Origin of the sequence: Streptomyces sp. NPDC048258, assembly GCF_043201995.1 — a bacterium.
In the GTDB taxonomy this organism is placed as follows: domain Bacteria; phylum Actinomycetota; class Actinomycetes; order Streptomycetales; family Streptomycetaceae; genus Streptomyces.
In genome coordinates this window covers 33,808-48,683 of the sequence record NZ_JBICZH010000025.1, presented here as the reverse complement: position 1 = coordinate 48,683, position 14,876 = coordinate 33,808, and the positions used below count along the sequence as shown (strand labels likewise).

Annotated in this window: 12 protein-coding genes; all 12 read left to right on the top strand. The window is 74.3% G+C overall.

The annotated features are described in order from the left end of the window. Nucleotides 1–10 precede the first annotated feature (10 nt). The 12 genes from ACGFYQ_RS36330 to ACGFYQ_RS36275 all read left to right on the top strand — a co-directional run bounded on the left by ACGFYQ_RS36330 (nt 11) and on the right by ACGFYQ_RS36275 (nt 14,872). A complete protein-coding gene (locus ACGFYQ_RS36330; RefSeq protein WP_393750639.1) occupies nt 11–682 on the top strand; it encodes an RES family NAD+ phosphorylase in 672 nt (223 codons plus the stop codon). A gap of 75 nt (nt 683–757) precedes the next feature. Beyond that, complete coding sequence (locus tag ACGFYQ_RS36325; RefSeq protein ID WP_393750637.1) at nt 758–1,870, top strand: hypothetical protein; 1,113 nt, start codon at nt 758–760, stop codon at nt 1,868–1,870. A gap of 135 nt (nt 1,871–2,005) precedes the next feature. Continuing rightward, nucleotides 2,006–2,254 (top strand): hypothetical protein, encoded by a 249-nt coding sequence (locus tag ACGFYQ_RS36320; protein ID WP_393750635.1) that lies wholly within the window; start codon nt 2,006–2,008, stop codon nt 2,252–2,254. After that, nucleotides 2,251–3,021 carry a hypothetical protein gene (locus ACGFYQ_RS36315; RefSeq protein ID WP_393750633.1) on the top strand — a complete coding sequence of 257 codons (771 nt, stop codon included), beginning with the start codon at nt 2,251–2,253 and terminating at the stop codon, nt 3,019–3,021. The genes ACGFYQ_RS36320 and ACGFYQ_RS36315 overlap by 4 nt, the downstream gene beginning before the upstream one ends. Further along, on the top strand, nt 3,018–3,839 hold the full coding sequence (locus ACGFYQ_RS36310) for a protein phosphatase 2C domain-containing protein (RefSeq protein WP_393750631.1): 822 nt from the start codon (nt 3,018–3,020) through the stop codon (nt 3,837–3,839). Before ACGFYQ_RS36315 ends, ACGFYQ_RS36310 begins: the two co-directional genes overlap by 4 nt. A 2-nt stretch (nt 3,840–3,841) precedes the next feature. Further along, nucleotides 3,842–4,942, top strand: coding sequence for a hypothetical protein (locus tag ACGFYQ_RS36305; RefSeq protein WP_393750707.1), 1,101 nt, complete (start codon nt 3,842–3,844; stop codon nt 4,940–4,942). Further along, the gene (locus tag ACGFYQ_RS36300) at nt 4,930–5,580 is read left to right on the top strand and encodes a 4Fe-4S single cluster domain-containing protein (RefSeq protein ID WP_393750629.1); all 651 of its coding nucleotides are present in this window, start codon (nt 4,930–4,932) and stop codon (nt 5,578–5,580) included. The genes ACGFYQ_RS36305 and ACGFYQ_RS36300 overlap by 13 nt, the downstream gene beginning before the upstream one ends. Further along, on the top strand, nt 5,577–7,016 hold the full coding sequence (locus tag ACGFYQ_RS36295; RefSeq protein ID WP_393750627.1) for a hypothetical protein: 1,440 nt from the start codon (nt 5,577–5,579) through the stop codon (nt 7,014–7,016). The genes ACGFYQ_RS36300 and ACGFYQ_RS36295 overlap by 4 nt, the downstream gene beginning before the upstream one ends. Further along, nucleotides 7,013–9,112: an AAA family ATPase gene (locus tag ACGFYQ_RS36290; RefSeq protein ID WP_393750625.1), complete on the top strand. Its 2,100-nt coding sequence runs from the start codon at nt 7,013–7,015 to the stop codon at nt 9,110–9,112. Before ACGFYQ_RS36295 ends, ACGFYQ_RS36290 begins: the two co-directional genes overlap by 4 nt. Beyond that, a complete protein-coding gene (locus ACGFYQ_RS36285; RefSeq protein WP_393750623.1) occupies nt 9,109–11,199 on the top strand; it encodes an Hsp70 family protein in 2,091 nt (696 codons plus the stop codon). Before ACGFYQ_RS36290 ends, ACGFYQ_RS36285 begins: the two co-directional genes overlap by 4 nt. Next, a complete protein-coding gene (locus ACGFYQ_RS36280; protein WP_393750621.1) occupies nt 11,199–12,389 on the top strand; it encodes a hypothetical protein in 1,191 nt (396 codons plus the stop codon). The genes ACGFYQ_RS36285 and ACGFYQ_RS36280 overlap by 1 nt, the downstream gene beginning before the upstream one ends. Continuing rightward, the gene (locus ACGFYQ_RS36275; protein ID WP_393750619.1) at nt 12,386–14,872 is read left to right on the top strand and encodes a GTPase-associated protein 1-related protein; all 2,487 of its coding nucleotides are present in this window, start codon (nt 12,386–12,388) and stop codon (nt 14,870–14,872) included. The genes ACGFYQ_RS36280 and ACGFYQ_RS36275 overlap by 4 nt, the downstream gene beginning before the upstream one ends. Nucleotides 14,873–14,876: the final 4 nt, after the last annotated feature.

The window sequence follows — 14,876 nt, the reverse complement described above, 5'->3', positions numbered from 1 at the left end:
GAGCAACTCCATGCCCTTGATCAAGTTCTTCCCCATGATCAAGGAGGAACTGCGCCCCAATTTCATGGTGATCCCGGCCGGCACGGAGCTGTGGCGGGTGCACAAGTCCACCTACAGGCCGGGTCAGTTCAACCCGACCCTCGCGGACATCCATTTCAATGGCGGCCGCTTCGAAGGCACCCCGCTGGACCCGTATCACAGCCTGTACGTGGCCGACAGCGCCCTGACGGCCGTCGCGGAGAGCGTGCTGCGCTCCGTGCCCTGGACCGGCGAGAAGAGGGTGATCCCCTACGCCCTCGTCCAGGGGAGGTCGCTGAGCGTGCTGCGCACCACGTGCGAGCTGACCGTGGTCTCGCTGCTCAAGGAGAAGGACCTGGCCGCCGTCCGCCAGAACGCCGACCTCCTGGACGACGAGAGGAGCTACGCGAAGGCTCGACGCTGGGCGAGCGAGATCCGGGCTCAGGCGCCCGACGCCATGGGGCTCGTCTGGCAGTCCCGCCGGAACCGGCCCGAGCACGCCATGGTGCTCTTCCATGATCGCTTCGACGACCGCCACGGCAGGGCCCTGGACATGCTGCCGGAACGGGGGATCGCGGATCTCGGCTCCCCGGAAGGTGTCAAGGAAGTGAACCGGCTCCTCGACCCGTTGTGGGCGGAGGTGTCGGAGCCCGTGGGCTGGTGACGCCCCGCCCGGACGCCCCACCGGGCGTCGGGCCCCGGCTTGTCCGCCTGTGAAGGGTGATGCCATGGTGAGCCCATGGTCTTACCCCTTCCTGATTACGCCTCACTTCTCCTGGAACTGAAGGAAGTTCGGCGCGCCGGACTGGTCCGGCTGCGCGGGCGTGCGCTGCCCGCGCTGGAGGCGGCGGCCGAGGCGGTGACCGCGGTCGCCGCCCGGACACCGGGCGCGGCCGTCGAGGCGTTGCTGCGGCGTGCGGTGGCCCGTCTGGACGCGGGAACGCTGCGCACCGCAGCCGAGTACACCCTGGGGCTGGCGCAGGGGACCCGCGACTGGCCGGCGTCCTCCCGCCGTGCCCGGGCGGCCTCGGTCTACGGGGTGAGCGTCGAGCGGTTCCGCAAGGACCAGGAGGTGATGGTCCTCGGCCAGGTCGCCGAGCACATCGTGCGGTTGGCGGCCGACGCGGCCGGGGCGGACTCCGGCGCGGCCGCGGACGACAGGGGCGGCGCGGGCACCCATCGGGCCGTGGAGGTCCGGACCGCCGGCCGGCCCGTCAGGCTCACCGTGCACGTGCACCCCGTGGACCTGCTGCGCGACGTGGACGTGGTCGTCTCCCCGTCCAACGTCTACTTCGCGCTGCCCGAGCCGTACAAGTCGTCCATCGCCGCGTCGCTGCGCCGGGCGGCGGCCGTGCACGGCGTGACCGGTGAGGTGCTGGCGGACCCGCTCCCGGCGGAGTTGCGCAAGTGGGCCGATCGACACGGGACGTACGGGCGAGCGGTGCGGCCCGGCACCGTGGCGGCCACCGGAGCGGGGGCCCTGACCGCGCAGGGCATACGGCGCATCTACCACGCGGCGATCGCCGTACCCCGGGCCGGGACCAACGACTACGACGTGCTGCCGGCCGACGTCACCCGGGCGGTGTCCCGGGCCCTGGCCGTGCTCGCCGACGAGCACGATCGCCACGCCCCACCGCTGCGCTCGGTGTGCTTCCCGCTGCTCGGCTCGGGTCGTGGCGGACTGCCGTACCACGTCAGTCTGGGAGCCGTGTGGGCGGCCGTGGAGGCGGAGCTGGCGCGCGGGGCGCGCTGGGACGTCCACTTCGTGGTGCGCACGGCCGAAGCGGCGGAGCTGGTGGAGCGGATCCCTGCCGGAATTCGCCCGGCCCGCGACCGGAGGCCGACCGGCTGACCCGCTGGAATGGAAGGGTGCCCCGGTCCGCGTGAGGACGCACGAGGGGGGCGCACGGAGGCGCAGGGGGATCTTCGTGTGGCAAATTTCGGCTGTGGCAGGCGTAGTTGATGTCGTGTCACCTAGCGTGGGCGCATGAGTGGTGGGATGGAAGAGTGGGGTGGTCATGGGGCACCGGGCCGGATCATCACCTGGCCGGCTCCCGACGCGTACGTCCTGGTCGAGGGTGTGCTGCTGCGCATGCTTCCGGACTCCCCGGGGATGGTGCCGGGGACGGAGGTCGTCGTGCGCTTCGACGCCTCGCGGGGCCGCCTCGTCGCACAGGGGGCGGCCGGAGGGGACGGAGCCGCCCGAGTGGACGAGGGCGGGGGCGCCCGCGGATGAGTGAGTACGGTTTCGGACTCGCGGAGGGCTATGACGAACGGCAGCCCGTCGTCCTGCTCCTCGACACCTCGGCTTCCATGGGGCGCCCGGCCGGAAACCCCCGGATCGACGAACTCAGCGCGGCGCTGGTCCGTTGGTTCGACGGGGTACGGGCGGAGCCGAGGCTGCGTGCGCGGGTGGAGGTGTGCCTGATCACCTTCGACTCGCGGGTGCGGGTCTTCGACCCGGACCGGGAGCGTCTGGTACCGGTCGAGGAGGCCGCGCCGGACCGGCTCTTCGTGCCCGTGGACAGGATGCGCCCGCCCCGCCTGGAGGCGTCCGGACTCACCCGGATGACGGAGGCCGTCGAGACGGCGCTCGACCTGGCGCGGGCGCGCCACCGGGCGCTGCAGGAACGGCAGGTCCAGGTGCGCAGGCCGTTCCTGTGGGTGCTGACGGACGGCGCGCCGACCGACGCGAACGGGGAGGCGATGGACCCCGCCGCCCTGGCCGGTACGGCGGAGAAGGTGCGCCGCGGCGAGGAGCGGGGCGAATGCGTGGTCCAGGCGATCGGCGTGCGCGGCGCCGACCTGGAGCTCCTCCGGGTCCTCGCGCCCAAGGGGGCGCTGATGCTGGAAGGGCTGGACTTCGGGCAGATCCTCGATCTGCTGTTCCAGAGCTCGGACCGGATCGGGGCGGTCCAGGCCGCCGACGAGATCCACGGTCAGGTGGCCGGCCTCGTGGACTGGCAGCGGCGCCTGCGACTGCTTGAGGAGAGGTACCAGTGATCGTGGCGGGGGCCGCCGTCCAGGGGACCGCGCACCTGGCCCGCGGGCAGGGATGCCAGGACGCCTTCAAGGCGGTCGACCTGGGCGCGACGGCGGTGCTGGCCGTGGCGGACGGCGCCGGCGGCCGGGAGCGCAGCGCGCTCGGCGCGCACATCGCCGTGGACGCCGCCTGCCGGACCCTGGTCGAGGACATCCCGGAGGCGGGGGACGCTCCGGAGGCGTGGACGGGGTGGATCGCCACGGCCGGCGCCCGGGTGGTCCGGGACTACCGGCGAGCGGTGGAGGGCGTGTTGTCGGCGGCGGGCGACCCGTCGGAGCCGGTGGACGCCGGCGCGCTGGCCGCCACGCTGGCGGCTGCGGTCGTACGGCCGCCCTGGACGGCGTTCCTCTCGGTCGGCGACTGCTTCGGGACGGTACTGACCCGCGAGCCCGACGGGTCCGGGCCGGCTCGCGAGGCGCGGGAGCGGTGCCACCTGGTCCTGCCGCCGCCCGCTCCCGGCGCACCGGAGACGCTCTTCCTCTCGTCACCCGGGGCCGCGCTGCGATTACGGACGTTCGTGGTCTGGGAGCCGCGGCTGAGCGGGGTCGTGCTCGCCACGGACGGCTGTGCGGCCCTGACGCTCGACCACCCCTCCGTGCGCGAACTCCCGGCCGAGGCAGGGCCATTGCCCTCCGAACGGTTCTTCTGCGGGCTCGCGGCCACGCTCCGCGCCAACGGCGGTGACGCCGCCCCCCTGCGCACCCTGCTCTCCGGGCCCGGGGCGGCACGGACCGGCGACGACCTGACCGTGCTCTGCGCCCTCACGGACGGCAGGTGACGATGGCTCTCACGGTGGTGTCCGACAGCGGACGCACATGGCACCTCACGCAGCGGATCGGCAGCGGCTCGGAAGGGGTCGTCTACGCCGTGGACGACGCGCGCCCTCTGGTGGCCAAGCTCGTCCTCGACCCGCCCGACCCCGCCGCCTACCGGCGCCGCATCGCCCGGCTGGTGCGGCAGCGCCGCCAGCCGCGTGCCGTCCGGCTGCTGTCCGGGACGCCCACGCGGGTCGCCTGGCCGATGGCCGGGGTCCGGGCCGGTGGCCCGGGCGCCGACGGAGTGGACGGCTACGTGATGACCGACATGCGCCACGCCCGCCAGCCGTTCGCGCACCTGCTGACCCCGCAGGCCCGCCAGGTGCTCCTGCCCCGCACGACGTGGGCCACCGCGCTCGCCGCCGCCCTCTCGCTCGCCCGGCTCCTCACGGACCTGCACGCCGAGGGCTACGTGGTGGGCGACCTGAAGCCGGACAACCTCTGGGTCGACGCGCACGGCAGGGTCGGCATCGCGGACGTGGACTCCTGGCAGTTCACGGACGGCGGCGAGGTGTTCCCGGGACGGATGGGTACCCCGGGCCACACGGCGCCCGAACGGATCGGCGCGCCGGCCGGCACCGCGCCGGACCGGGCCTCCGACGACTTCGTCCTCGCCGTCCTGGTCCACCAGTTGCTGATGTGCGGGCTCCACCCCTTCGCCGGGCATCCCTCGACCGGCGGCGACTACCTGTCGTACGACGACAACGTCCTGCACGGCCGGTGCCGCCTGCTCGACCGGACCTCGGTGGTCCTGCCCCGTTCCGCGCCGCCCGTCGACCTGCTCCCGCGGCGGCTCGCGGCGCTCTTCCGGGCAGCGTTCGGCGGGGTCCGGCCCCCCGCATCGGTCTGGGCCGAGGCGCTGGCCGCGGAGTCGGAGCCGGCGCGGCTGAGGACCTGCCGCAGGAATCCCCTGCACGTGCACACGGCGGAGCGGCCCTGGTGCCCCTGGTGCGACCTGGCCGAACGCGGCGCCGACGGCTATCCGGCCCCGGACCCGCGACCGCGTGCGGACAGTGCGGCGCAGGGCCTCAAGGAGACGGAGGAGAAGGCCCTATGGCAGAGGTGACGCTGCTCTCGGTGGCGAGGAGGCTCGACCGCTGCACCGTCCTCGGCCCGGGGGAACGAGCCGTGATCTGGGTGCAGGGCTGCCCGCTGCGCTGCCGGGGCTGCGTGGCGGCGGAGACGCTGCCCTTCGAAGGAGGCACCGCCCACACCGTGGACGAACTGACCGACTGGCTCTGCGGGTTGCCCGACATCGAAGGGGTCACCCTCTCCGGTGGCGAGCCCTTCAGCCAGGCGGCGGAATTGGCCTCGCTGCTCGACGCCGTCCGGGCGCGGCGCCCCGACTTCAGCGCGATGGCCTACTCCGGATTCCGGTACGAGGCCCTGCGCCGGGGCGGCCGGGGTCGGCACGCGCTGCTGCGCCGCCTCGACCTGCTCGTCGACGGGCCTTACGTGGCGTCCCGGCAGCACGGCCTGCGCTGGCGCGGCTCGTCCAACCAGCGCATCATCGCGCTCACCGGCCGCTACGCACACCTGGGGACCGAGCCCGACACCAGCGCGGGCGTCGAACTCTCCGTGGAGGCCGACGGATCGCTGTCCTGGGCGGGGGTGCCGCCGACTCCCGGCTTCCGGGAGGGGCTTGAGGAACGACTCGCGGCACGGGGCTTCGTCCTGCGCGCCGAGGCACGGAGGGAAGCATGAGCGGATCACCGAAGTACAGCACCGTCACGGTCGCGCCGGCCTACGCGCGGATCGAGGCCGAAAGACGCCGTACCCGGGAGGCGGCACGCCGGCGACTGGAGGCACAGCGCGCCAGGGAACGGGCCGAGCGCGCCGCCCGGCGGGCCCGGGAAGCGGCCGTTCGCCGGGAGCGGGCCAGGGCGGAGGCCGAGCGCAGGGAGACGGAGCTGGCGAACCGCCGGTCCGCGCAACAGCAGGCCCACGCCGCCCGGTTACGTCAGGAGCAGGCCGGCGCCGACGCACGCCGGCTGGCAGAGGTACGTCAGCTGCTGGGCCGCGTCGGCGCGGAGGACTCCGAGGTGCGGGTGCTGCGGCAGCGGCTGGACCTGCTCCAGACCCGCGTCGACCGCGCCGAGGACCTCGGCGGGGCGATCGAGGAGCTGCGCGGCCGGGTCGTCCTGCTCGACCGGGAGGGGGAGGCTCCCGGCCGGAACGCCGACCACGGGGCCGTCCTGGCCGGGCTGGAGGAACGGCTCGCCCGGATCGGACCGGAAGCCCGGGAACAGGACCCGCAGGGGCACCGGAACTGCCTCGACCTGCTCGACGAGCTGCGTGCCACGGCCGGACCCGGCGGGGAGACACGTTTCCAGGCGCTGCTCGGCACCGCCGAACACGCACTCGCCCGCCATTCCGCGACCGCCGGGGAGCGGGCCGCCGAGGAGCGCCGTCAGGCAGAGCGGGCGCGCGAGGCCCGGCGGCAGGCGGAGGAACACGCGGCCGAGCAGGAGGCGGCACGGCAGGCGGCGCTGGAGGCCGAACAGGAACGCCGGGCGGCGGCGCTCGCCGAAGCGGCGGACCGGCTCGGCGTCGTACGGCGGTCCGTGGAGGAGGCGGCGGCCGAGGCCCGGGAGCTCGCCGACCCCGAACTCGCCGAGCGGATCGAGACGGCGCTGACCGCCGTCACGAGCCCGCTCGCGGCGGGCGCGTCGGCGGAGGCGCTGGCGGCGGTCGCGGCGCTGGAGGAGCTACTCGCCGGAGCCGAAGCCCGGCTGGACGAACTGCAGTTGGCGTACACACGCCGGATGGACCTCGCGCAGGCGCTGCAGGACGCCATGATCGGCGAGGGCTTCGCCTTCACCGGCGGAACGGAGCGGGACGGGGGCCTGCTGCTCGGCTTCGAACGCCCCAGCGGGGCGACGTACCAGACCACGATCACCACGGACGGCGGAGGCACCCCCGTCATCGTCTACCAGGTCGACGGCGAGCCCGATGTCACCCTCCGCCCGGAGCCGGAGGGCGCGGTGTGCGACCGCACCGAGGACCTGCTGGAGCGGGTCCACGAGGCGATCGTCGACCGGGACGGTTTCGTCCCCGGTGAACTCACCTGGCAGGGCAAGCCGCCGGGGCGGCAGGGCAGGCAGACGCCGGGCACGGAAGACTGGAGGTGGACCCGGTGAGCACGGTCGACTGGGCGAAGCGGGAGAACGGCGTCGGTGGCGCGGAGCGCCCCCCGCACACGGACCGCCGGAGCGGGCCCACCGGGGACGGGGAACCGGCCGCCGCGGACGGCATGATGCCGCTGTGGGCGGTGTCCCTCGGCTGGGAGCTGAGGCGTGGGCGCCAAGTGATCCTCAACGGGCAGATCAGGGACCGCTGGTGGTTCGCGGACCGGCCGGCCTCCTTCCGCGAGGTGGTCGCCCGTCTGCTGGGGACTCGCGGCGCGGAAGTCGTCGGCTGGTGGGACCCGGTGGGCGGGCTCACCTTTCCGCTGCCCGGTCACGCGGAGCGCTTCGACGAGCTGCGCGAGGGGCGATCCTCCGACCGGACGGGGACCCCCGGCGGGGCTGCCGGAACCGGAACGCCGCCGGACGGCGCGGGGGCACGGCCGCCGGGGGGCCACGGGGACACGGAGGGACCGCTCGACGGCGCCCCGGACGCGACGGCACGCGCCCGCCGCGGCGGTGAGCGGGACCGGGGCCGGGAGCGCCTGCTGGCGCCACGGCAGTCGGGCCGGCCCCGCGCCTTCGAGGACGTCGTCGCCACCGTGCACCGCTTGGCGGCCTCGCCCGACGCGGCCTGCGCCTTCGTTTTCGAGGACGTCGACCACCACCTGCCGTCCGGCCAGCCCGAATCGCACCTGGGCTATCTGAGGCTGCGCGCCGCGATGACGGACGCCGTGACCCCGCGCTCCGCCGCAGGCCCGGCCCCGCACGCGCGCAACGCGGTCCTGTGCGCGGTGGGTGACGTCGGGCGGCTGCCCGGCTGGTTCCACCTGGAGGACCCGAGGATCGCCGCACTGCACATCGGCCCGCCCGACCCCAGCGAGCGGCGCCTGTGGCTCACCTGGCTGATGCGCCACTTCAACGGGGCGCAGGACTCCTCGCGCGCCGACCTCGAAGCCCTCGTGGGAGCCACCGACGGCATGGCGGGCTGGGACATCGAGTCCCTGGCCAGGACCTCGTGGCTGCGCAACGCGCCCTTGCGGAAACCGGACAAGCTGCTGGAACTGCACCGGCTCAACGTGAGTGTCGACCCGTGGACCCAGCTCGACCGGGAGACCGTCGCGGGCGCCGCCGGGGTCCTCGGCGCCCGCGTGGTCGGCCAGTCGGCTGCCGTGAACGCCGTCGCCTCGGCCCTCCAGTCCGCCTTCGTGGGCGTCGACTTCGGAAGTTCGGGGACCGCCCGTCCCCGGGGTGCCTTCTTCTTCGTCGGACCCACCGGCGTCGGGAAGACCGAACTCGCCAAGGCGGTCGCCGAGTTGATGTTCGGCGACCAGAGCGCCTACGCCCGCTTCGACATGAGCGAGTACCAGCAGGAGCACGCCGCCGAGCGCCTGGCCGGCGCGCCGCCCGGCTACATCGGCCACGAGCAGGGCGGCGAGCTGACCCGCCGGGTGCAGGAACGCCCTTTCAGCGTGCTGCTCTTCGACGAGATCGAGAAGGCCCACCCCAAGGTGCTGGACAAGTTCCTGCAGATCCTGGAGGACGGCCGGCTCACCGACGGGCGCGGCCAGACGGCGTACTTCTCCCAGTGCCTGATCATCTTCACCTCCAACACGGGCGCGGAGCAGGTCCGGAGCCTGCTCGAGGAGCGTGACGAGCTCGCGTACCCCCAGTTGGAGGCGCACTTCACCCGGGCGGTGGAGGAGAAGTTCCGGCAGATCGGCAGGCCGGAGATCTACGGCCGGCTCAAGCCGGGGGTGGTCGTCTTCGACATGCTGCGTCACGAACACGTCGTCAGGATCGCCGACCGGCTGCTGGGACAGCTCGCCGAGTCGGTCCGCGAACGCCACCGCGTGGAGCTGGTTCCCGACCCGGACACCCTGCACCCGTGGATCACGGAGCGGATGTCGGACCCCGAGCACCAGGCGTACGGCGGGCGGCAGATCCGCAACGAACTGGAACCGGTGCGCTCGGCCGTCGTCGGCCATCTGCTGGCGCACCGTCCGGAGCCGGGCAGCCGGATCCGGGTCGGCGTCGGAGCCGACGGCACGGCGTGGGTCACCGCCGACGGCGCGGCGCCGTTCGCGGGCGAAGGGAGCGTACGGGCATGATCGCCATCGACCTGGGACACCGCTTCGGGCGGGTCGCGCGGGTCGGCCCCGACGGCCGGCCGGAGGTGACCACGACGGGGCTCGCCGGTGTGGACGGCGTCCTCGACCCGGTCCGGGCGCTGCCCCTGCTGATCGGATCCGCCCCGGCGGGAGAGGGTGCCCATGGGGCGGGGCCGGACCGCACGGCCGTCCTCGGACTCCCCGTGTCGGGCGGGCGGGAGGAGGAGCTGCGGTACGCGGTGGAGCGCGCCGGGCTCGACGTCGGACGCGTCGTACCGGACCCCGTGGCCGTGGCCCTGCACTACAGGGCCGTCGCGGAGGGCGTGGACCACACGGTGCTGGTCTGCGACCAAGGGGCGACGACGCTGGACCTGAGCGTCCTGGCCATCGCCCCCGACCTCACCGTGCACGTGGTCCGCGGTCTCAGCCTCCCGCTCGGCGGCGACGACTGGGACGCGGCGGTCGCCGCCGGACTCGCCGGGCGCCTGCCGGACGGCGTGGACCCGCTCGGGGCGGCGGAGGTCCTCCGCCAGGCGCTCGGCGACTCGGACGGCGTCACCGAGGCCGTGGAGGACGCCACGGGCGGGCGGCATCCGCTGACCCTGGACCGGACCGACTTCGAGCGGGCGGTGACGCCCCTGCGGGAGCGCCTGCTCGCCGCCGTCGCCGAGCAGCTCACCACCGCGGAACCGGCCGTGGACACGGTGCTGCTGGCAGGCGGCATGTGCGCCGCGCCCGGCCTGCGGACCGAGATCGAGGCCCTCCCGGCCGCGCGGGGTCTGACGGTGCGGTGCGACCGCCCCGAACTCGCCGTCGTACTCGGGCTGCTGGCGCTGCGGGACTTCGATGTGCTGCGCGTCGTCACCGGGCCCGCCGTGAGGCCGGCACGGGCGGAGGCCGGGTACGCCGGCCTGGGCGCCGGTTACCCGCGTACGGAGGCCGGGTACCCCGGCGCGGACACCCGGCACCCCGGCGGACCGCACGCCGTGGACACCCTCCTGGACCCCGAACCCGGCGCCCTGACGGACCCGGAGCCCCGCACCGGGCGTCCCCGGCCGGAGGACCCCGAGCCCGCCTCGCGGCAGGGCGGCGGGCCGGCCGTCCCGGACGACCAGGACTCCGGGCAGGCCGGGCAGGCCGGGCCGACCGGGCAGCACGGTGCCTTCGCGCCCCCTGAGCCCGAAGCGGCCGGGCGGCCGTACGCCGAGCCGCCGTACGCGGAGGCTCCGCACGCGCCGTACGCCGAGCCTTCGTACGCCGAGCCGCCGACCGCCGAACCACCGACCGCCGAACCTCCGTACACCACCGCCCGCAGCTCCCCGGAGGCGTCGGAACCGCCCCCACCGAGCGCTCCCCACCCCGAGCCCGAGCCCGAGTCGCCGGCGCGGCCCGGGGCCGACCCGTACGACACCACGGCCGCGGCTCCGGCGCAGTCCCCCGACGATCCGCGGACCCTGTTCGCGGTCCCGGTGGACCAGCTCCAGGCCATGCGGCGCGGGGACCACCTCCTCGTGCTGTGGGCGTGGCCCGACGGCGCCCTGAGCGCGCGGGTGCGCTGGCGCCGGGAGGGAAACACCGTCGGGGCGGGCCCCGGCGACGGGGACGTCGTGTGCCGTCGCCGGGTGTACGAGCACGACGGCGGATTCGACCTGGCCGTCGGCCCCGGGGCCGTCACCCTCACCGTGGAGGCCCTGGTCGCGGAGCTCCGCGAGGACTGTGAAGGCGCGTCCTCGCTGCTCGTCCCGGCCGCCCCGACGGTCGTCTCGTACGAGCCGAGCGTGCGCCGCCGCCTCAAAGGCCGGGTGGCATCGGTCACCTTCACCTCCGAGGCCGGCTGCGACCTGCCCGGTCTCCGCATCGTCCACAGCCTCGGCCGCTTCCGCCCCACCAACACGGCCGAGGGCACCGTCCTGCACGAGGTGCCCGCGCAGCGACTGCCCGCAGGCGCCCCGCTGACCGTGGAGTTCCCGCTGCCCGCCACCCGGGGCCCGTCCTGGCTGGTCTGCTTCCCCGCGGACGCGAACGCGGGCACCGACTCCGGTATCGACATCCGCCCGACGGCTCTGCACAGACTGCGAGTGACCTGATGGCCAAACGCCTCGCCTGCCCCTACTGCTACGAGAGCTTCGCCCCGCGCGAGATCCGCTTCCGCTGCAACAGCCGACTGAGCCGGACCGGGAAGCAGTGCCAGCGCCGCCGCGACCAGGTGCTGGACCAGCGGATGGGACCGCGCCGCAGCCACGACCTCGGCCCGGACTTCGCCGCGGACGGCCGCAAGCCCACGGCCGTCTGCCCGGACTGCGACGGCACGACCACCTACCGGATCTGCCCGGTGTGCCACTCCGAGCTACCCGTCCAGTTCGGCATGGTGGACAACCGCCTGATCGCCCTGGTCGGCCCGAAGGCGTCCGGCAAGACCGTCTACATGACCGTGCTGCTCCACGAGGTGCGCAACCGCGTGGGCGAGGCGTACGGAGCCGCCCTGATGGGCTTGGACGACTCGACGATGCGGCGCTACAGCTCCGACTACGAGGACCGTCTCTACCGCGACAACCAGATGTTCCCCGGCACCCAGACCGCCTCCACCACCCTCAACCGGGTGGACCCGCTGGTCTTCCGCTTCGGCATGCGCCGGCGCACGCTGCTCGGCGAACGCCCGCAGCACACCGTCCTGTCGTTCTTCGACACCGCCGGCGAGGACTTCAGCTCCCGCGAGAGCGTGGAGCTCAACACCCGTTATCTGACGGGTGCCGACGGCATAGTGCTGCTGCTCGACCCGCTGCAGATGCCGGGAGCCCGGGACAACGCGCTGCCCGGCACGCCGCTGCCGGGCACCGAGGGGCTGGACACCCCCATCAACGTCCTCTCCCGGGTCACCAGCATGCTGCTCGCCCCCCGCGCCGGCCGGTCCGCGCAGAAGATCGACACTCCGATCGCCGTCGTCTTCTCGAAGATGGACGCCTTCTGGCACCTGCTCGATGCCGGCAGTCCGCTGCGCGACTACGCGCCCCCGCGCGGCCGCTTCGACGTGGGCGACAGCCTCAGCGTCCACGAGGAGGTGCGCCGGCTCCTCAAGGACTGGGACGGAGTGCCGATCGACCACCTGCTGGACAACCACTACGGCCGCTACCGGTACTTCGGCGTCTCCGCCCTCGGCCGCAACCCCACGCCCGACGCGCGGGTCGCCCCCACCGGCATCCAGCCCTATCGGGTCGCCGACCCGCTGCTGTGGCTGCTGAGCGAGTTCGGTTCGGTGCCGAAGGCGGGACGGGGATGACGCACTTCCAGCAGCTCTACTACACCTCCTGCGAGCACGGGCTCAGCGGGTTCTCCGGATTCCAGTTCAACGCCGTCAGCGCGGGCGTCACCGTCGAGACCCGGCAGGCCGTGGAGGCGCTGGCCGGGTACGAGCCGCCCCGCTCCCTGGTGGAGTCGGACACTCCGGAGCTGCTGGAGCGCTGCCCGGTCAACCTCTGCTACCGGCCCTACGACCGTGAGGGGCGCAGGGCCACCGCGCTGTGCGTGCGGTACGTGGGCCGGGACTCGGCCCGCCGCTTCGGGAACTACTTCGCCCACGCCCTGCACAGCGAGGACTTCCGGGCGGCCGGGGGCGGGATGCTCGGGATCGAGCTGTGGAACTCGCCGGTGTGGACCCGCACGGTGTCCCCGAGCACGGAGATCCCGGCGCTCGCGGCGCCCGCGCCCGGCCCGCTCGGTGTGCCGGCCGTGCGCGAGTTCCTGCGCGGCCATCCCCACGCGGATCGGCTGCCGGACCTGCTGGCCGCCGTGTTCGCCGCGCTCACCGAACACGGCTCGGTGGTGGTGATCGACCGTTCGACCGAGCGGATCGCGCACTGGTTCGCCGCGATCTCCTACCTGCTGCCGCCTCCGCTCGCCCGTGGCCTCTCGTTCGCCACCTACGTCTTCCGTCCGGCCCGCAGCCGGCTGCACCTGATCGGCACGGTGCCCGAGGCGCAGCTCGACTTCGGGCCGGACGACGAGGCGGCCTACACCGTGTTCGACTTCTCGCGGGGCCTCTTCCCCTCGGTCCCCGTCCACGATCTGGTGCACCTCCTCACCAGGATCGGCGTCGGCTCCGTCCGCCCCGTCTGGTCCTGGACGGCGGACTACGTCCGGGGCGGGGAGGAGACACCGGACCACTGGTACGCCCCCGTCGCCGCGGCGGCGGCTTCGGGCGGCATCACGCTCACCGCGGCCGACGTCCACGAGGTGATCGACTGGCTGGGCGGGGCCGACCACCTGGGGCCGCGCCGGGCAGCCGTCGCCGCGGACATCCACCGCGAGCACCGGGACCTGGACGACGGCCGGCTGGCCGCGCTCAGCGCGGCCGCGAAGGCCGGTGGTGACACCGAGGTGCACCAGGAGATCGAGGGGAAGCTGCACGGGTCCCGCATGCGCGCCTACATGACGGCCGCCGAGGACGCCGTCGAGCCCGTGCCGATCACCGACCGGACCGCACGCGAGCGGGCCACCGCCCTGTGGGAGCGGCTGCTGGAGACAGAGGCGCGGACGGCGCGCGAGCGGACGCGCCTGCTGCTCTGGTCGCTCGGTGCGGGACTCCCGGTGCCACCGGAGGCCATGGCGCACGAGACGCTCAGCCTGGCCCGTACGCTGCTCGGCTCCTCCGCACCCGCTCCCGGGTACCGGCGCGAGGTGGCCGCACTCGTCGGCACGCTGCCGGCGATGAGGCAAGCCCTGGCCGTGGCGGTGGAGGAGGCGCTGGAACGACGCGCGGGACAGGAGCAGCTCTTCTCGCAGTTCCCCGCCGAGCTGCTCGGTGAAAGGGACCTGAAGGGCCGCCCGCTGCTCATGGAGCACCACCTGCGGGCCAGGGCCGAACGCGAGCCCTCGAACACCGTCCCGCTCATGTTCAAGATCCTGGAGATCCGCGGGCGGACCTCGCCCGACGAGGACCTGCTGCGCGGCCTGTGGCGGAACCCCTCGCGGACCTGGACCCACAGGGAGGCGGTCCGCATCGCCGAGGAGCTGCCCGCCCCGGGCCCGGTGGACGAGGCGGTCGGCCAGTGGTTCGACCGCGCCCTGAGCCAGCGGATCGAGGACGAGAACGGACTCATGGGATGTCTCCACCTGTGCCGGGTGCTCGCCGACCCGGGCCGCTTCGCCTGGCTGCCCCCGATCGCCGGGGAGCGCGTACGGATCACGCTCGACCTGGCCGGCGCGCTCCGTGATGCCCGCGAGGCCACGGAACTCGTCGACGCGTTCACGATCCGGGAGGCCGGCCTGTGGGAGGCGCCACGGGCTCTCAAGCTGTACCACCTGGTGCCCGCCATGCTGCGCCTGCCCGCCGATGTCGGCCGGCTCCGCGGCCGGCTCCCGGAATTGGGCCATCGGGACCTGGACCGGTACCTCTCGGCCGTGCACCACGGGGTGACGCGGGGGGAGCGGATCGACGACGTCCTTCTCGGTCATGTCGCCGCCGTCGTCACGCTGCCCGCGGGAGCCCGGCTCTCGCTGGCCCAGGAGGAGGCCGTCACCGTGATCCGAGCACATCCCGCCGCGCACTGGCGCGTCGCGGACCTGAAGCGGCTGGAGCACGCGGTACGGCCCCACCACGCCGAGCTCGCCGCCCGCTACGGCGAGGGGGCCGAGGCCCGGCTGAGCGGTCCGGGGAGGCTGGCCCGCAGGTTCCCGCTCCTCGGCCGCCGCGCCGCGACCGGCTCCACGGGCCCGGCCGACGGCGCCGATTCGGAGGACTCGAAGAAGAAGAAGGGGCGGTGACGCG